Annotated in this window: 18 protein-coding genes; 17 read left to right on the forward strand and 1 reads right to left on the reverse strand. The window is 38.1% G+C overall.

The features are described 5' to 3' along the window. Positions 1-12 precede the first annotated feature (12 nt). From coaA to AC1RPJ_RS01485, 14 genes are all read left to right on the forward strand, one after another. The gene (coaA, locus tag AC1RPJ_RS01420; protein WP_481760911.1) at positions 13-933 is read left to right on the forward strand and encodes a type I pantothenate kinase; all 921 of its coding nucleotides are present in this window, start codon (positions 13-15) and stop codon (positions 931-933) included. 133 nt (positions 934-1,066) lie between these two features. Beyond that, positions 1,067-2,608 carry a glutamine-hydrolyzing GMP synthase gene (gene guaA / locus AC1RPJ_RS01425; RefSeq protein WP_481761138.1) on the forward strand — a complete coding sequence of 514 codons (1,542 nt, stop codon included), beginning with the start codon at positions 1,067-1,069 and terminating at the stop codon, positions 2,606-2,608. Positions 2,609-2,905: 297 nt separating this feature from the next. Beyond that, a complete protein-coding gene (locus AC1RPJ_RS01430; protein ID WP_481760910.1) occupies positions 2,906-3,817 on the forward strand; it encodes an abortive infection family protein in 912 nt (303 codons plus the stop codon). A 17-nt stretch (positions 3,818-3,834) separates the two neighbouring features. Then, a complete protein-coding gene (locus tag AC1RPJ_RS01435; protein ID WP_481760909.1) occupies positions 3,835-4,797 on the forward strand; it encodes an adenine-specific methyltransferase EcoRI family protein in 963 nt (320 codons plus the stop codon). Beyond that, complete coding sequence (locus AC1RPJ_RS01440) at positions 4,787-5,878, forward strand: GmrSD restriction endonuclease domain-containing protein (RefSeq protein WP_003588255.1); 1,092 nt, start codon at positions 4,787-4,789, stop codon at positions 5,876-5,878. The genes AC1RPJ_RS01435 and AC1RPJ_RS01440 overlap by 11 nt, the downstream gene beginning before the upstream one ends. A gap of 15 nt (positions 5,879-5,893) precedes the next feature. After that, the gene (locus AC1RPJ_RS01445; RefSeq protein WP_481760908.1) at positions 5,894-6,676 is read left to right on the forward strand and encodes a hypothetical protein; all 783 of its coding nucleotides are present in this window, start codon (positions 5,894-5,896) and stop codon (positions 6,674-6,676) included. A gap of 211 nt (positions 6,677-6,887) precedes the next feature. Further along, positions 6,888-7,277, forward strand: a complete 390-nt coding sequence (locus AC1RPJ_RS01450; protein WP_481760907.1) for a hypothetical protein — start codon at positions 6,888-6,890, stop codon at positions 7,275-7,277. 8 nt (positions 7,278-7,285) lie between these two features. After that, positions 7,286-7,480 carry a hypothetical protein gene (locus AC1RPJ_RS01455; protein WP_481760906.1) on the forward strand — a complete coding sequence of 65 codons (195 nt, stop codon included), beginning with the start codon at positions 7,286-7,288 and terminating at the stop codon, positions 7,478-7,480. Continuing rightward, on the forward strand, positions 7,452-8,927 hold the full coding sequence (locus AC1RPJ_RS01460) for an FtsK/SpoIIIE domain-containing protein (RefSeq protein ID WP_481760905.1): 1,476 nt from the start codon (positions 7,452-7,454) through the stop codon (positions 8,925-8,927). Before AC1RPJ_RS01455 ends, AC1RPJ_RS01460 begins: the two co-directional genes overlap by 29 nt. Positions 8,928-8,952: 25 nt before the next feature. Next, the gene (locus AC1RPJ_RS01465) at positions 8,953-9,825 is read left to right on the forward strand and encodes a rolling circle replication-associated protein (protein WP_481760904.1); all 873 of its coding nucleotides are present in this window, start codon (positions 8,953-8,955) and stop codon (positions 9,823-9,825) included. After that, positions 9,826-10,038, forward strand: coding sequence for a DUF3173 domain-containing protein (locus AC1RPJ_RS01470; protein ID WP_003599276.1), 213 nt, complete (start codon positions 9,826-9,828; stop codon positions 10,036-10,038). Then, the gene (locus AC1RPJ_RS01475; protein WP_481760903.1) at positions 10,025-11,251 is read left to right on the forward strand and encodes a tyrosine-type recombinase/integrase; all 1,227 of its coding nucleotides are present in this window, start codon (positions 10,025-10,027) and stop codon (positions 11,249-11,251) included. The genes AC1RPJ_RS01470 and AC1RPJ_RS01475 overlap by 14 nt, the downstream gene beginning before the upstream one ends. A gap of 210 nt (positions 11,252-11,461) precedes the next feature. Continuing rightward, entirely contained in the window at positions 11,462-11,812 is a 351-nt protein-coding gene (locus AC1RPJ_RS01480; RefSeq protein ID WP_409021639.1) for a YisL family protein, read from the forward strand. 198 nt (positions 11,813-12,010) lie between these two features. Then, positions 12,011-12,961 (forward strand): zinc-binding dehydrogenase, encoded by a 951-nt coding sequence (locus AC1RPJ_RS01485; RefSeq protein ID WP_481760902.1) that lies wholly within the window; start codon positions 12,011-12,013, stop codon positions 12,959-12,961. Positions 12,962-13,095: 134 nt separating this feature from the next. Here AC1RPJ_RS01485 and AC1RPJ_RS01490 read toward each other — a convergent pair whose 3' ends face one another. Next, on the reverse strand, positions 13,096-13,914 hold the full coding sequence (locus AC1RPJ_RS01490) for a MerR family transcriptional regulator (RefSeq protein WP_481760901.1): 819 nt from the start codon (positions 13,912-13,914) through the stop codon (positions 13,096-13,098). Between the two features lie 94 nt (positions 13,915-14,008). Here AC1RPJ_RS01490 and AC1RPJ_RS01495 point away from each other — a divergent pair, with 94 nt between their 5' ends. From AC1RPJ_RS01495 to AC1RPJ_RS01505, 3 genes are all read left to right on the forward strand, one after another. Beyond that, positions 14,009-15,328, forward strand: a complete 1,320-nt coding sequence (locus AC1RPJ_RS01495) for a replication-associated recombination protein A (RefSeq protein WP_481760900.1) — start codon at positions 14,009-14,011, stop codon at positions 15,326-15,328. A 159-nt stretch (positions 15,329-15,487) separates the two neighbouring features. Beyond that, positions 15,488-15,778: a hypothetical protein gene (locus AC1RPJ_RS01500; protein WP_481760899.1), complete on the forward strand. Its 291-nt coding sequence runs from the start codon at positions 15,488-15,490 to the stop codon at positions 15,776-15,778. Positions 15,779-16,011: 233 nt separating this feature from the next. Continuing rightward, the gene (locus AC1RPJ_RS01505; protein ID WP_481760898.1) at positions 16,012-17,154 is read left to right on the forward strand and encodes a low temperature requirement protein A; all 1,143 of its coding nucleotides are present in this window, start codon (positions 16,012-16,014) and stop codon (positions 17,152-17,154) included. The last annotated feature ends 69 nt before the right edge of the window (positions 17,155-17,223 follow it).

Below are 17,223 nucleotides of genomic sequence, written 5' to 3' on the forward strand. Positions count from 1 at the left end.
AGGATTGTTAAAATGGATAAACAAATGAATTATTATAAAATTCCAAGGGATGAATGGCGTGGCTTTTATAAAACGAAACAGATTGATTTGTCACAACAAAAATTGAATGAAATTCAATCTGTTAATGATAAGATATCAGTTCAAGATGTGCAGGAAATTTACATGCCATTGGTTCATTTATTAAATATGACATTGTTGGGTAAGCAAGATTTGCAATCAAAAAAAGCAGATTTTCTAGGAATTAAAGATCAAAAATGGCCTTTTGTGATTGGAATTACGGGTAGTGTTGCAGTGGGTAAAAGTACAACGGCACGTTTGTTGCAATTATTACTCACAGCGTTATACCCAACAAAAAAGGTTCAAGCAATTACAACGGATGGCTTTTTATATCCTAATGAAACACTAATTCACCAGAATATCTTGGACCGTAAAGGTTTTCCAGAAAGTTATGACATGGAAAAACTAATTCTATTTTTAAACGACGTGAAAAGTGGTCTGAAAACTGAAGCACCAGTATATTCACATGATAGTTATGATATTGTACCTGGAATGGTACAAACAATTAATCAACCAGATATTTTGATTGTTGAAGGGATTAATGTTTTACAATTACCAAGTAACCAACAATTGTATGTTAGTGATTTCTTTGATTATTCAATTTATGTTGATGCTGATGCTGACTTAATTGAAAAATGGTATTTGGAACGTTTTGGTGTTCTTTTGAACACCTCTTTTCAGAAACCTGGAAATTACTATTATGATTATGCGATTGGTAACCACGATGAAGCATTTAAGTTGGCACGTAATGTCTGGAAAACCGTGAATTTAAAGAACTTACAAGAGTTCATTTTACCAACCAGAAATCGTGCTGATCTTATTTTAGAGAAGACAGATGAGCATCGAATTAATACCGTTTATTTACGCAAATATTAGAAAATAGAGATATTTTCACAGATTTTCATGAAAATTAAATCAAACGATTGACCAAGTGGGTTTCAATCAGTAGAATAGACGTAATAAGAAACTAAAAAATATGAAGAGGTGACTATTTTTGGCCAACGTTAGCATGCAAGATTTCGACAAAATTATCGTTCTTGATTTTGGTAGTCAATATAATCAATTAATTACTCGTCGTGTACGTGAATTCGGAATTTATTCTGAATTGTTATCACACAAGATTAGTGCAGCCGAAATAAAAGAGATTGCCCCTAAAGGTATCATTTTTTCTGGTGGCCCAAATAGTGTTTATGATGAAGATGCACTCAGAGTAGATCCTGAAATCTTTGAATTAGGTATTCCTATCTTAGGTATCTGTTACGGTATGCAACTAATGGCATATACAATGCCAGGTGGTAAAGTTGAAAGTGCAGATAACAAAGAATATGGTAAGGCTGAAATTGAGGTTACTAATCCAGAAGGAACTTTATTCAAAGGATTACCAGCTGAACAAACAGTTTGGATGAGTCATGGTGACTTAGTAACAGAAGTTCCTGATGGTTTTACATCAGTTGCAACTTCTGTTAACTGTCCTATTTCTGCAATGCAAAATCTTGATAAGAAATTCTATGGCCTTCAATTCCATACTGAAGTTCGCAACACTGAATTTGGGGATGACATTTTACGTCGTTTCGCATTTGATGTTTGTGAAGCTGAAAGTAACTGGTCAATGGCTGATTTTATTGATTTACAAATTGCTAAAATCCGCGAAACTGTTGGTGATAAAAAAGTCCTTCTTGGTTTATCAGGTGGGGTTGATTCTTCAGTTGTTGGTGTTTTATTGCACAAAGCAATTGGTAACCAACTAACAAGTATTTTCGTTGATCATGGTTTACTTCGTAAAAATGAAGCTGATCAAGTTATGGAAATGCTTGGCGGTAAATTTGGCTTGAATATCATTAAAGTTGATGCTCAAGAACGTTTCTTAGGTAAATTAGAAGGAATTTCTGATCCTGAAACGAAACGTAAAACAATTGGTAATGAATTCATCCGTGTCTTTGATGATGAAGCTACTAAGTTAAAAGGAATTGACTTCTTGGCTCAAGGAACACTTTACACTGATGTGATTGAATCTGGGACAGATACTGCCCAAACAATTAAATCTCATCATAATGTTGGTGGCCTTCCTGATGATATGCAATTTAGCTTAATCGAACCATTGCGAACATTATTCAAAGATGAAGTTCGTGAACTTGGCGAAAAAATGGGTATGAGTGAAGAATTAGTATGGCGTCAACCATTCCCAGGCCCTGGTCTTGGAATTCGTGTTCTTGGTGAAATTACTGAAGAAAAATTAACAATCGTTAGAGATAGTGATTTAATTTTACGTGAAGAAATTAAAAATGCTGGTCTTGATCGTGAAATCTGGCAATACTTTACTGTCTTACCGGGCATTAGAAGTGTTGGTGTGATGGGCGATGGACGTACTTATGACTACACAGTTGGTATCCGTGGTGTTACTTCAATTGATGGTATGACTGCTGATTTTGCTAGAATCCCTTGGGATGTCTTACAAAAAATCTCAGTCCGTATTGTAAACGAAGTCGCACATGTTAACCGCATCGTGTATGATATTACGAGCAAGCCGCCTTCAACAATCGAATGGGAATAGCGATGTAGGCCAATTTGAGCTAGAAAGAGTGATACAGAGGCATTTTGGATTTGCTCAAGGCAGCTCAAACTCCGCCAACTCCGCCAAAAAAATATGGTGCTCCGCCGAAACTCCGCCTAATTATGGTGGACAATCAATCGAAAACTCATTTAAGACTGCTAGAACTTACTTGGTTCTGGTGGCCTTTTTTAGTCTGGCGGAAAAATGAACTTGCGAGAATACACAGTAGAGTGCTTGGTATTTATGGGCTTAGGATATATAATTAAATAAGTTATTAATACTGTGGGGGGAAAGGCATTGGAGTCAGAAAATTTTGAATTACTGGAAAACACAGATATTACAACTTTCTTGATTGACCGACCGTGGATAACTTACCGAACAAATGCAGATCTTGACGCTCTGGGATCCAGATTTGGTTCTCCAAATCCAGAAGGTTCAAACAGATTACGCCGAATGAGTTCGATAATCAGTGCAACTCATGCAAATGATCGAACGGCTTCTTTATTATCGTTTCTATTTTCACCAGCACAGTTGCGACCGGTGATTAATGAGTATCTTTCTGGAAGTCAGTTTTCGCAACTGAAGGAAATTGATAACTTTATTCTGGAAGGCCTTACTGGTGATGAATCTAAGGACATCCTGATTGTAGCAGACGCAATTAAGCAGCGCGTAATCAGAGAGATAAACGCCATTCTTCTCTACAGCAACTTAAAACTCGTATCTAGTGGTAATTCGTGGGAAATTATCGCAGCAGATGAGAATGTAAAAGTCCTCGTGCCGATCAAGAGGATCAATTCAGGATACATTTCAGAGTTGTTGGCGCAGGGACAAGATGACTTGCAGGATAATGATTTTGACAGCGTAGTTACAAAGGCTAGAACACTTATCGAAGAGGTGTTTCTTCAAATATTGTCCGATAACGACGTAAAGTGTAAGCGTAATGGCGATATTGGTCAATATCGTAATTTGGTGGTTAAAACATTGGGAATGAGACCTTCTCGGGAGTGGAATCCACGTATTACGAAAATGATTAGTCACTTAAATGGAATCACCGATTTAATCGCAGAAATGCGCAATAAAGATGGCGATGCACATGCTAGCAATGAACGAGTAAAAATTCAGGCAGCAGAGGCGGAACTACTACTCAATACGTCTGTTAGTCTGGCTACCTACTATCTCAGAGTCAATGACAGACATGTACAGAGATAAAATAATAAATTGGAGTAATGAACGTGAAAAAGCAAACAAACAGTAACCTTCATGTATCACGTGCTGGAAAAACAGATGAGTTTTATACTAATATTTCAATGATTGAAAACGAGCTACGCCATTATCGTGAGTATTTCAAGGATAAGGTTGTGTTTTGTAATTGTGATGATCCAGCCATCAGTAATTTCTGGAAATACTTTCAGATTAACTTTTACATGTTAGGCCTAAAAAAACTAATATCTACGCACTATGAATCCGACAAACCCAGTTATAAATTGGAAATAATTAGACAAGATGACAAGATTGGACAACTTGCATTTTTACCGGATTACGTTGAAACACCACTAACTGGAGATGGCGATTTTCGAAGTCCGGAAGCAATTCAGTTACTTAAAGAAGCCGATATTGTCGTAACCAATCCCCCTTTCAGTCTATTTACTGATTACATCGCACAGTTAAGAGCTTTTCACAAAACATTCCTAGTGATTGGTAATCTCAACGCAATTACCTATAAAGAGGTACTGCCTTTAATTATGGCCAACGAAATTTGGCTAGGGTACAATTCTGGACACTTTTGGTTTAAGGTACCTGAAAGCTATGAGGCGAAGAAAACGGATTTCAAGATTGATGAAAATGGACAAAAATGGCGGAGAATGGGAAACATTTGCTGGTATACCAACTTAGATACGACACAACGTCACGAAAAGCTGACAATCTTCAAGAACTATTCTCCAGAGATATATCCAAAATATGATAACTATGATGCCATTGAGGTATCCCGTGTTGCGGATATTCCTTGTGACTACTTTGGTGTCATTGGTGTGCCAATTACTTACATGACGCGGTACAATCCAGATCAGTTTGAAATTGTTGATGTAAAAAGTTCAGGGCTTTTGTTGACTAAAAAAGATGGCACCGTTAAATCAATGTACAAGAGAGTGTTAATTCGCAACAAGGGAGGCCAAACGCATGCAAATTGAGAAAAAGGATATTCCAGTAAGCCAAATCGTAAACGGATATGTAGATTCCGATGAAGATGGTGTATATGGATATGACGGAAAATTAAATATTCGTCCGGCCTTTCAGCGTGAATTCGTCTACAAACCTAAGCAACGTGATGAAGTTATTAATACCGTCCGCAAGGGGTTCCCACTGAATGTTATGTATTGGGTTGTTGCAGAAGATGGACACTATGAAATTTTAGATGGACAGCAGCGAACAATCTCAATATGTCAATTTGTACAGGGTGATTACTCCATCAATTTCCAGTACTTTCACACGCTCACACAGGAAGAACAGCAGCAAATATTGGACTATCCTCTGACGGTTTATATTTGTACTGGTACAGATCGAGAAAAATTGGATTGGTTCAAAGTGATCAATACTGTTGGGGAACAGCTTACTGCACAAGAACTTAGAAATGCAATCTATACGGGGCCATGGTTGACAGATGCCAAGAAGTACTTTTCGAAATCACAGTGTCCCGCATATCAGATTGGCGGCGACTATTTAAATGGTTCTGCTATTCGACAAGACTTTTTGGAAACCACACTCAAGTGGATCTCGTCGAAACAGGATATTGAGCTTGAGGAGTACATGGCGCAGCACCAGCACGATGAAACGGCAATCGAACTGTGGCTATACTTTCAAAACGTAATTAATTGGACAACCTCTATTTTTCCTAACTATCGTAAGCTGATGAAGGGGATTGAATGGGGGTTTCTATACGATACTTATCATGAGAATACGTATAATCCGGCTACGCTCGAAGCTAGAGTTAGCGAGCTGATAGAGGACGAGGATGTTACCAAGCAGAAGGGGATATTTGAGTACGTGCTTGGCGGGCCAGAGCGCGTATTATCAATTCGGGCATTTAAGCCTAAGGACAAGCGAGCAGCATACGCAAAACAGAATGGAATCTGTCCGGTATGCGGCAAGCATTTTGAGTACGACGAGATGGAGGGCGATCATATTACTCCTTGGTCTCAAGGTGGGCATACAGTACTCTCCAATTTGCAAATGCTGTGCAAAGACGACAATCGAAAAAAATCCGGAGTATAATGCCAAGGAGCTAATATGGTACGAATAGATATGAGCACTGTAGCCGCGAGGGAAAAAGCATTCGGCGAATATGGAGATACGGTCTGGTTTATCTACAGGGTGTTTTCAGAAAGACTCAAGCGGCGTATGAAGGAGCAGGGCGTATCCAAATATCAAACTGCTGGGTTCAAGAATGCAAAAGAGTATAATGAGGCTCCAAGTTACCAACACGAAGTAAGTTATTCGATGGTTGACTCCATAACCGCACCTATTCCCCGATTGGATACGCGTCAGAATCCTTATCTAGTGCCTTCTTCCAAGTACTATCTACGATTTGTAGATACCTTGAATTTTAAGGATGTGTATGAGTGCATTTGGGGGTCTAATTATGAAATTAGAAACTATCTGCCTAATGTATTTGAGTCAGTGTGTAATGAAGCGCAATTCCAAAATAACCGACTAGGTAGCCTTATTAATGATATAAAGCAGACACAGCCTCTTAGGATTCCGAACAATACGATTCAACAAATATATGAAGGAATAAAAAGCGACTTGCTGAATGAGTGGGACAAATTCACAAGAGTTCGGAATCAAGAAACGAAAATAGCGACAGTAATTGACTTCGAAAGTAGTGCTGATAACGAAAGCATTGCCGCAGGAATCCCACTAATAGATAAGATTGATTCTGGCGGTGTCTCGAGAGAAGGGTTAGGTGAGGTTCTCGAACTTAAGCAACTTGGTGAACCATTAAAAAGATTTGTTGATTATCGGGTAACACCGCTGATAATGAATCGGTTTCTCCAACAAATATCAAAATAGTCACTTAGGGCGAAGTTTTAAAAACTTCGCCTTTTTTGATACACATCTTTTCCGATACGTCAATACCCGGTTTTTCGGGTGTCAAGACATTGGCGAAGCCTGATATATATATTGGGCGTAATTGAAGATAAGATGTAGTCAATCAAAGGCCTTTGATAAAAGTTAGTCTATTAAAACTGTGTTGGATGTTTATCCAGAAAAGGAGAAATGCATGAAACTAGCCAAGGTCAAACTTTCAGAAGTTGAAATTAGCAACGTTGAGAAGCCAAAAGCAGCTCGCGTGGTATCGGTATCAAAAAGTCCGCGCTACGCAGATAACGGTGATCCAATCAACGGATCGGTCGCAAAGGTAGTATGCCACATAGTAGATGCTGAACTTGCCAAAACATTGGAGAAATCTGGCGACGGGGTAGAGGACTTAAAGACGTATGCACTGGAACTTGTTGGGGATGAGAAGGATCTGCTGGAAATTTCTGAGGCAGAACTTTTGGGCACAGAGATTGAATTGAAAGACGCCAAGGTAATGCTTAAGTGGAGCGCGGGGCGTACTAGTGGCTGGCGTGACGTGAAGCTTGTTATGAATATTAGCGATGGGAAGTAGGCGTAGGTATGAGTGAAAAAAAGAAGCTATCTGTTTGGGCGTACTTGAATGAAGCTCAATATTGTCTCACGAACCGTGACGCATTCGATGTTAAAAGAATTGAGTCTTTGATTGCAGCTGCGTACAGAATTTTTACCGGCCAGCAAGTAGGAGACTTTGAAGAGGAGTTCTTGAATGATAAAAAACGCAAGGGAAACAATTAGCAGATTTTTGCCAGTCTCTACGCATACTGCGAAGCTGAGCATCTATGAATCCATTGATGAGGTTGATCAACGCAAGCAGGTACGGTCAAGATTATTGTTTAAGGTCTGGGCATGTGTTACAGTGCTAATCATTCTCTGGAGCTGCGCTAAGTGGACGTGGGCTAAAATAATTGGCCAAAAATCGGAATTAGATCTATGGCCAATTATCCTGATGCTTGGACTACTTGGAGTAGTTGTGTCTCTTGCTGGGGCTTGGAGATATCTCCACAGTAGATATTCGCCAGTTGAACGTTGGAAGATGGAACGTTTGCTTTGGCAATTTTCGGAAAACGTTAATTTGATTAAGCAAGGCGTGACTGGCCATGTCGCATACGTAAGATGGGGATATGTGGTCTCGAATGATGAAGTTAAGATCACGCTACTAACGGGTGGCCGTGTCAGCTCGGATTTCGAAGCGGATATTGGACGCCGCCTGGTTGCATTCCTCACCAAGGAGACGACAGCTTACTGGGAAATTCGTGATAAGAAGTCTGGAAACGGCATTATCGAAATTAACCTAACTCACAATAAGGATGAGCGAATTACAATCAACCGTTTGGACGCGTTGCAGACAAGCGAAAAGATCAATATTCAATTGACTGGCAGAATGTCGCTAACATCTAAACAGCCGATGGGGTTGATAGTCGGTCCAACAGGAACGGGGAAAACTAGTTTGCTAAAGGGCCTGATTATATCCTTCTTGGTAAATAATCCCGATAATGTCGTGTATACGATCGATGGTAAGGCAGCGTTCTTGGGTCAGTCGATGAAGCGTATTGGTAAGGTTGCCATGAATACGGAAGAGGCAATTCAGCTCGTTGACGAATTGTGCAAAATCATGGATCAGCGATACAAGGAGCTAAATGCAGATCCCGATGATGAGCGGGATATTACGCATTGCGAAAAATTTCATCAGGGTACGATTCTCCTTGTTGTCGATGAGCTACTGTCGCTGGTTGCAAACATGAAGGCTGAGGATCAGCAGAGGAAAACAGCCGACAAACTATATCCCCAATTCAACGCCAAACTGTTGTCCTTGATTACAAAGGGACGGCAGAGTTCTATCTCGGTTATTGTAGCGGGGCAAATGATGCCTGCGTCTGCGCTCCCAACAGAGGCCAGGAGTTCGCTAGGGATGCGGATCAGCTTAGGTAGAACGTCGCCTCAGCAAGCTCAGGAGGTGTTTGGAGAGAGTCACCATGATTTACCGTTAATTGATGCAAAAGAATTTGGTGGTGTCATTTGGCTGGATGGTTTGAATTGGGATGGGCCAAAAGCATTTTTACCGCCAAAATATGATGAAGATAAACTGCCGTTTAAAGCAACACTTACAATGCTTGCTGGTAGGCGTGGCGGTGGCGGAACGCCACAAGCTGCGACTGCCAGCGAGGACTTGCCTGTTACTTGACATACAGGCAAGATAAGCTGAAAAAATGAGCAAGAATAGCGGTGAGTATGAGTACAACGCCAAAGTTATTACATTTGAAGATCATATCGAAATTGTGAAATATGGCGTGCCAAGGGTTCACAAATCTCCAAAATTATTGAAAAATCCAGAGTCGAATATGCCTATAAATGTGTCATATAGTGATGAAACCCAACTCGTGCAGCAGGCATTTAGGATTAAGAGAAAGGTGAAATACTATCTAGAGGCAAATTCGTTCAATTTGTTTTGGACGCTTACGTTTGATGACTCGAAGGTGAATGCAAAGAACTATGAGTATGCACGAAGGCGGCTGCGTGCTTGGTTGAAGTATCAGCGCGAAAAGTTCGGTAGGTTTGACTACCTATTTATTCCTGAACTTCATCCTTCATCGGGTAGAATTCATTTTCATGGCGTTACTGGCGGACTTGCCCCACCTTTAACGCCTGCACGTTACCCCAAGAGTCAGCGGCTAATTAAGAAAAAGGGATTGCAGATATACAATGCAGATAGCTGGGAAAAGGGTTTTAGTACGGTAAGCCATATTGCCGACAAGCGTAAGGCAGCTAACTATATTACCAAATATATAACTAAAGAACTTCTACAAATACCGCACGCATATCATCAACCACGGTACTTTGTGAGCCATGGACTAAAGCAGCCGACTGTGGATTACTGGGATCTAGATGAAAGTTATTTCGCAATTTTTAGACCGAATTTTGTTGTTGGGCACTTGGACAGCCCAGATAGTGCGCTGGAAACAGATGTAGCAATTTACCAGATTGATATTACGAGCGATGGCAAGTTAGCGCAGGACAACGATATAAAGACCGTCTGGAAACTAAAAAATACGGTCGATTTTGGGAATGGAGGAGGCCCTTGAATGGAAAACAACACGGTTACGAAGAAAGACCTGATATCGCTTGGTTATCGTGAGAATACTGCTGCTGAATTAATTAGACAAGCAAAGCGGAGCATGGTACAACAAGGATATGAGTTTTATACCAATCGGCGCCTAGGTCGGGTACCGGTTGCAGCGGTTGAGGCAATTATTGGAGCATCCATTCGAAAGGATGCAGACGATGCCAAAGACTAAGTTCGCTGGTGTATACAGTGGCCAAAATGGCCGCTACTACTATGATATACAGTTGGGGGTGGATGAAAGTACCGGAAAAAGAATCCGGAAAAAGAGTCAAAAAGACGCGGATGGCCAGTTGTTCAAGTCAGCGACTGCTGCGCACAGGGAAGTTGTACGACTGAAAGCAGAATTTGATCGCGAGAGCGGCCATACCGTCTATGCGTTAACCTATGGCGTGTACATGCGAAAATCGTATATTCCTGCATACCAAGCTAGCGTACAAAAAGAAACGTTTGAAACGCGTAAGACTTCATTAAACGTCTTCGTACAAAAATTTGGAGATATAGAATTACGAAAGCTAGATGTTAGGCAGGTTCAGGGCTTTAGGAACTGGCTGCTTACAGATGCTGGTTACTCACAGAGCTATGCAAGTTTGGTCTTTGGTATGTTTCGTAAATCGCTGGATTTTGCGGTTGAGATGAATTACTTACCTAGTAATGTGTCAAAGCGTGTTAAGGCGATACCTAAGGGACGTGCTACGGTGCCGTATTGGACTAAGAGTGAGTTTCAAGCTGTACTAAACCAGATTTGTACTAGCGACTACTACGAACACCTGAACTTTGTCATGCTGTATGTTTACTTTATGACGGGTGTTCGTGTTAATGAGGGGATGGCGCTACAATGGGCGGACGTGGACTTCACGCATGCACAATTACGCGTTACTCACATGCTGGTAATCAAGACCAAACAAAATTGGGAACGGCATGACTACACTAAAACTGATAGCGGTTTGAGAACTATCTCCATAGATCGGGATACTTTGAAGGTGCTCCGTGTTTGGAAAAAACGTCAAACTCAGAATGGTTTTGGTAAGCAGGATGATTTTGTCTTTAGCTATGACGGAAGCCCGATGCTGAAATCAACGCTCATGCGGATAATCCATCGGTACGCCAAGTTGGCCAATGTTCACCCGATACAAGGGAAAGGACTTCGGCATAGTCATGCTAGTTACTTGATTAATGAGTTCAATGTATCAGTGCTTGTTCTGTCTAAACGGCTGGGGCACTCATCCCCGGAAATTACGTTAAGGCACTATGCGCACATGTATGTTGGTGCAGATAAGGAACTAGCACAGATGATGTCAGGTCATATAACCTATGCAGCACCAAAGGAATCTAAGGTGAAGTTTAATGGTAATCAGACTGTTGCTCCGCCGCAGCTCCGCCAATGAATAATAAACTGGCATAAATGCCGTTGTAACAACGATTGTAATCGACCGTTATAATTGAATGGGAATAAGCTTAAAAATGATAATCCTTTAGTATAAGGATTATTTTTTTTGCATGAAAGTAATCACAATCGTTTAAATAATTTTGAATCCTTGATTTAATGATGGATAATGATAAGCTAACAGTAAGATTGATATAAAAGGAGATTAACTATGATTTGGTTATGGATACATTTGATTACTTGGGTTGTGATAGCGGTTCTAGTGGCGCTCACAATTTTTACAAATACTAATACAAAAATTTATCAAATGATTACGAGACTGGGATATTTGATTTCAATTGCTAGTGGTATTATGTTGCTAGGGTACGCATGGCAAGGAAATCCAATTTTAACGGCCATTAAATTAGTTGTTGCCTTAATATTTATTGGACTAACTGAAATGACCTTTGCACGAAAAAATAAAAAGCAATTAAATAAAAGTATCATCTACGCGGTAGGCATCTGTTGCCTATGTGTGGGTGTTTTAGGATTAATGCTCGCAGGTGGAAGACCTTTTATTTAGACAATAAAATACTACATAATATTTAGGCGAAAATCTAAGTATTATGCGGTGTTTTTATTTTAAACAATTTAAATAAAATGCATTTAATCGATATAATTCTATTTGCTGAGCACTCTAACTTGACTGTGACGTAACAAGATAGTATATATTTATGTATATTGTAAATGTATAAAAAATACTTAATGGGGGTTAATTATTATGAAATCAGTTGTTGTAAAAAAATCAGGTGGCCCAGAAGTACTGGAAATTGTCGAACGCTCAATTCCAAATCCAACTCAAAATAAAACAGTTATAAAGATTCATGCTTTTCCAGTACACCGTTATGAGGTGCTAACTAGAGAAGGTGGATCACCTTCAGTTAAATTTCCGAGAGTAATAGGTGTTGAAGCTGTTGGTGAGGTCTATGAGCCTTCACAGGAAAGTAACTTAGAAAAAGGACAAAAGGTCGTAATTTTTATGGGTGGCCTTGGGCGTGAATTTGATGGTAGTTATCAAGAATATGCTTTAGTTCCTGATAATATCATTTATCCTGTAACATTCAATGGAACTTGGATAGAGTTAGCCAGTTATCCTGAAACTTTCTATACTGCTTTTGGGGCTTTAAAAGCAACACGATTTAAGGAAGGTCAATCTTTATTAATTCGTGGTGGAACTACTGGAGTTGGAATGGCTGCGTTATTGTTAGGAAAGGGATTTGGACTTTCTGTATCTAGTACAACAAGGCAAAACAACCGTAAAGAGTTGCTATATACTTTAGGAGCTAATGAAGTCATATTAGATCAAGATAATCATATTGAAACAAGTAACAAATTTGATGTGATAATTGACGTGGTAGGTACTACAACTGTAGAGGATTCCTTAGCACATCTTAAAACAGGAGGGTTTTACACGTTAGTTGGTCAATTGAGTGGGGAATGGTTATGGAAAGACTTTGACCCGTTCATCAACTTGGCGAATAAGTACGCGACAGTTTTTGATTCATCTAATGTTGATAGTTCTATGGTTAATGAGTTGTTTAATATTATTAATGAAAAACAGTTTCACTTTCCGATTTCTAAAGTTTTTAAACTAGATGATATTCAAGACGCTCATCGCTATTTGATGGAAAAAGACCGTCCAATCGGACAGGTTATTGTTACTAACGACTAGAGTGTCAGATTGAATTATTTAACTAATCTAAAAAAGTAGTTTCTAAGTTTCCAATATTTGGGTTCACTTCACATCTTTAGGTAACTTGTCTTCGGTATTAAACCGGAGGAAGGTTGCCTAATTTTTTTTCTTGTCTATTCAATCTTTTCATTCAAAATGGCAAACTCAAGCCAGCCGTATTTTGAGGAACCAGTTTTAATAAGGGTGTCGCCAGAATTAAGCTGCCATAAATAGTCTGCGGTTTTTAACTTATTTTTTTGACAGAATGATTTTAGTTTAGTTAATCCTTGATGGATACCAGCTTCATTGTTTTCCACTAAAATACATGCGTAATTACCTGCATGTTTTTCCATGATTGGGATAAAAACGTCATGATCATCTGTAAGTTTTTCTTTGATAACTCTAAAAGACGCTTCAGCGTAACCGATTGGATTATCAACAGCCAATGTTGTAAAAAATCCAGATTGTGTTGTATCCATAACAGCTAATGCGTCTAATTGTTTATAGAATTCTGAAAATAATTGAGCGACTTCTTCCTCAGTACAACCTACGGATTGACGAGAACACCAAAAAATTGTTTTCATTCGGTTTTCTATCTTGGGCTGATATAGGGTAGTGTCCTTAGTAACAGATTGTTCTTCAATTTTTTTGTTGATAACATTTTTAATTTTAACTAATTCGTCAATCTTTTTATCAATTTTACCTTGAGCATTCAGTAATTGAGGTGTTGGTACGCCTTTTGAATGGATTTTAATTTCCTTGATATCAGCTACTGAAATATCTAAACTACGTAAACCAAGTATAAATAGCAAATCGTATAATTGGTCATAATCATAATAACGATAACCAGATTCGTTTTTTTGGGCAGGTTTAAAAATATTTTCTTGGTCATAAAAGATTAATGTACGGCGAGTTGTGTTAGCTAATTTGGCCATCTCACTTATTTTTAACATATAAGGCTCCTTTATTGTCTGTAACGTAACGGTACAGTGTATGATTAAGTATAACATGAAAAAATTCAGACTTAAAAGAAAGGTGGTTTGATCAATGAAACAGGAATCTCTTTTCTCTAATCAACCTCAAAATTCACCATTAGCCAGTCGAGTTCGACCACGAAAATTAGAAGAATTTGTTGGTCAACAGAATCTACTTGGCCCTAACAAAATATTACGAGAAATTATTGAAAGTGATCAAGTTCCTTCAATGATTTTTTGGGGTCCACCTGGTGTTGGTAAAACAACTTTAGCCGAAATTATAGCAAGTAAAACTGAATCTAATTTTTTAAGCTTTAGTGCAGTTGATAGTAGTATTAGTAAGATAAAAAAAATTATGAAACAAGCGGAGTTAGATTGTGAAATTGGTCAAAAAACCATTGTTTTCGTCGATGAAATACATCGCTTTAATAAAGCACAACAAGATGCATTTTTGCCTTATGTTGAAAGAGGTAGTATTACTTTAATCGGTGCTACAACTGAAAATCCGTCTTTTGAAGTGAATTCAGCGTTATTATCCCGGTGTAAAGTATTTGTACTGCATGCGCTTAAACAGGCAGATATTGTTGTATTAATCGAAAACGCGCTCAGCAACCCGGACGGATTTGAAGAACAAACAATCCACATTAGTTCTGATGAAATTCAAGCGATTGCTAATTTTGCAGATGGTGATGCCAGAATGGCATTAAATACCTTGGAAATGGCAGTTCTGAATGGTGAAAAAGCTGATAATATCGTTACGGTGACGATGGATAATTTAAGCCAATTGATTAATAAAAGATTTGTCCGTTATGATAAAAATGGGGAAGAACACTATAATATAATTTCAGCTTTGCACAAATCGATGCGTAATAGTGATGTCGATGCTGCTATTTATTGGCTGTCCCGAATGCTAGAAGGCGGAGAAGACCCGATATATATAGCACGGCGACTTGTTCGATTTGCAAGTGAAGATATCGGGTTAGCAGATACGAATGCACTCAATGTGACAATTAATGTTTTTCAGGCATGCCAATTCATTGGTATGCCTGAATGTGATGTTCACTTAGTGGAAGCAGTAACCTACTTGTCTCTGGCACCTAAATCAAATGCCGTTTATAAGGCAAGATTAGCTGCAGCTAAAGATGTTAAAACCACGGCCAATGATCCCGTACCATTACAAATACGTAATGCGCCTACCAAATTAATGAAAGATCTAGGGTACGGTAAAGGGTACGAATTAGCTCATTATGCCAAAGATAAGTTAACGACTATGAGTACCATGCCACCTTCCGTAGCAGGACATCGATATTATAAACCAACCAGCGAAGGTAAGGAACGACGTTTTAAAGAGCGTTTAGCCCAAATAAAAGCATGGCACCAAATAAATGGATAGAATAAATAGAAAGTATTTTTGAGATGAGAATACTTCAGACGTAGACAAAGTACTGAGTAATCAGTACTTTGTTTTTTTATATAGGTTGAATGTATTACTTAAGCGTCTTACAACGAAAGTGGATACGAGAAAAACGATTAGTAAAGAGGAGGCATACTAATGGCTAACAATGGGATACCTAGCATAAACGAAGTCGGCATGTTACCAAATTTATTTTTAGTGATTAAATTTCAAGATGGCGTGACTAAGTATGTACGGAGTGAGATAAATAAAAGTGAGATGGAAAGTTTCAAATCGGGAGCAAAGAATAAACTTGGATTTTTAAAATTGACGCCAAAAAATTATTGGATTGGGAATGACATTGTCATTAAAGTGGATAATCATTTTAAAGTGAACGATAAGATCTATGATGGTAATGATATTTATAGGAACGGCAAAGATTCTTATTAATTAAGAGATTCTTTTAAAATATAATCGTTTATTAATTGTATCTACAAAATTAATAAAGGGCCATCTAGATAGTTGCTTCTCTAAAAGTGCTTATCCAGATGGTTCTTTTATTTAGCTATTCATATAGTTCAGATAAATTGGAAAAAGGTGCTATAATAAAATGTCTTTAGTAGTATTTAAACGATTTGTAGAGTAATCTAACTCATTAATTTTAAAAAAACGAGGGAATTAAAATGGTAGAACAAGTCAGAAAAAAGAAAGTTGAATTACCTGAATTATTTTATGATTTAGTCTTTGCATACGCAATTTCACAAGCTACGGATTTACTTCATCATTTTCAAGTAAGCACATCAAGTATGATTAGTGCATTTATTATCTTTTCAGTGGTAATGGTCGTTTTTATTAACACATGGATGATTAAGAGTGTTTTTATTAATCGATATAGAAAAAACTCGATGACTGATATTATTCTTTTTATGATTGATATGGCAATTTTACTTTATATGTCCAATGCTTTTGAGGGGGATATCCATAATTGGTTCCAACCATTTGCAATTGCAACAGGGCTATTATCCACAGTATTAGTTGTTCAATATGGCACGGTATACCTGACAGCTGCTAAAAAGGATGATAAAAAAATTGCTAAACTAATGATGTTGATTGTTGCAACAAGAACATTACTCGTATTTATTGGCTCCTTTTTGCCACTAAACATAGGCATTGCGGTATTCTTGCTGGGTATTGCAGTGAGTTGGATATTACCAGCTCTTGGTGGTTCAGTTTTGAAACTCCACCCACTTAATTTTCCACATATATTAGAGCGTCTAACACTATTAACAATTATTACATTTGGAGAAAGTATTCTCGGTATTGCCTCGTATTTCACCGTTAAAACATTTAATTTTTATTCAATTTTAATATTCATGATTATCGGTGCACTTTTTATGACCTATATTACTCAAATGGATCATTATATTGATGAAAATCGTTCGGGTGAAACAGGTATTCGATTAATTTATATTCATTACTTTGTCTTGTTTGGCTTAAGTTTAGTCACTATTTCGTTAGGTTTTATTAGTGAAATCGAAATACCTAAAAACTTTTCAGTACTATGTCTATATTTAGGTATATCGTTATTTTATTTAGGGTTATTCTTAACCAGTCCGTATAATAAAAAATACTTACGATTGGGTAATGTGGTCATTGGATTCTTTACAACGACAACTATAGTGGGTGTAATATTAAGCTTAATATTTAACAATTTTCCAGAAATTGTGAGTATAACGGTATTAGTGACCATTGCGAACTCTGCAATGTATGTACACTATATGATTAAACGAACGAAACAGAATCAAAGTTATGACATTAAAAACTGAAAACTAGCTGATAAACCTAATTTGGGTTTATCAGCTAGTTTTTTAATTGAAGAATCATTTTTACAGTGT

The organism is Dellaglioa sp. CoH-57-MRSF-17, from assembly GCF_056782015.1.

What these genes read in the sequence shown, in the direction of transcription:
- coaA (WP_481760911.1), top strand. Translation starts at nt 13, where the DNA reads ATGGATAAACAAATGAATTATTATAAAATTCCAAGGGATGAATGGCGT.
- guaA (WP_481761138.1), top strand. Translation starts at nt 1,067, where the DNA reads ATGCAAGATTTCGACAAAATTATCGTTCTTGATTTTGGTAGTCAATAT.
- AC1RPJ_RS01435 (WP_481760909.1), top strand. Translation starts at nt 3,835, where the DNA reads ATGAACGTGAAAAAGCAAACAAACAGTAACCTTCATGTATCACGTGCT.
- AC1RPJ_RS01440 (WP_003588255.1), top strand. Translation starts at nt 4,787, where the DNA reads ATGCAAATTGAGAAAAAGGATATTCCAGTAAGCCAAATCGTAAACGGA.
- AC1RPJ_RS01445 (WP_481760908.1), top strand. Translation starts at nt 5,894, where the DNA reads ATGGTACGAATAGATATGAGCACTGTAGCCGCGAGGGAAAAAGCATTC.
- AC1RPJ_RS01450 (WP_481760907.1), top strand. Translation starts at nt 6,888, where the DNA reads ATGAAACTAGCCAAGGTCAAACTTTCAGAAGTTGAAATTAGCAACGTT.
- AC1RPJ_RS01455 (WP_481760906.1), top strand. Translation starts at nt 7,286, where the DNA reads ATGAGTGAAAAAAAGAAGCTATCTGTTTGGGCGTACTTGAATGAAGCT.
- AC1RPJ_RS01460 (WP_481760905.1), top strand. Translation starts at nt 7,452, where the DNA reads ATGATAAAAAACGCAAGGGAAACAATTAGCAGATTTTTGCCAGTCTCT.
- AC1RPJ_RS01465 (WP_481760904.1), top strand. Translation starts at nt 8,953, where the DNA reads ATGAGCAAGAATAGCGGTGAGTATGAGTACAACGCCAAAGTTATTACA.
- AC1RPJ_RS01470 (WP_003599276.1), top strand. Translation starts at nt 9,826, where the DNA reads ATGGAAAACAACACGGTTACGAAGAAAGACCTGATATCGCTTGGTTAT.
- AC1RPJ_RS01475 (WP_481760903.1), top strand. Translation starts at nt 10,025, where the DNA reads ATGCCAAAGACTAAGTTCGCTGGTGTATACAGTGGCCAAAATGGCCGC.
- AC1RPJ_RS01480 (WP_409021639.1), top strand. Translation starts at nt 11,462, where the DNA reads ATGATTTGGTTATGGATACATTTGATTACTTGGGTTGTGATAGCGGTT.
- AC1RPJ_RS01485 (WP_481760902.1), top strand. Translation starts at nt 12,011, where the DNA reads ATGAAATCAGTTGTTGTAAAAAAATCAGGTGGCCCAGAAGTACTGGAA.
- AC1RPJ_RS01490 (WP_481760901.1), bottom strand. Translation starts at nt 13,914, where the DNA reads ATGTTAAAAATAAGTGAGATGGCCAAATTAGCTAACACAACTCGCCGT.
- AC1RPJ_RS01495 (WP_481760900.1), top strand. Translation starts at nt 14,009, where the DNA reads ATGAAACAGGAATCTCTTTTCTCTAATCAACCTCAAAATTCACCATTA.
- AC1RPJ_RS01500 (WP_481760899.1), top strand. Translation starts at nt 15,488, where the DNA reads ATGGCTAACAATGGGATACCTAGCATAAACGAAGTCGGCATGTTACCA.
- AC1RPJ_RS01505 (WP_481760898.1), top strand. Translation starts at nt 16,012, where the DNA reads ATGGTAGAACAAGTCAGAAAAAAGAAAGTTGAATTACCTGAATTATTT.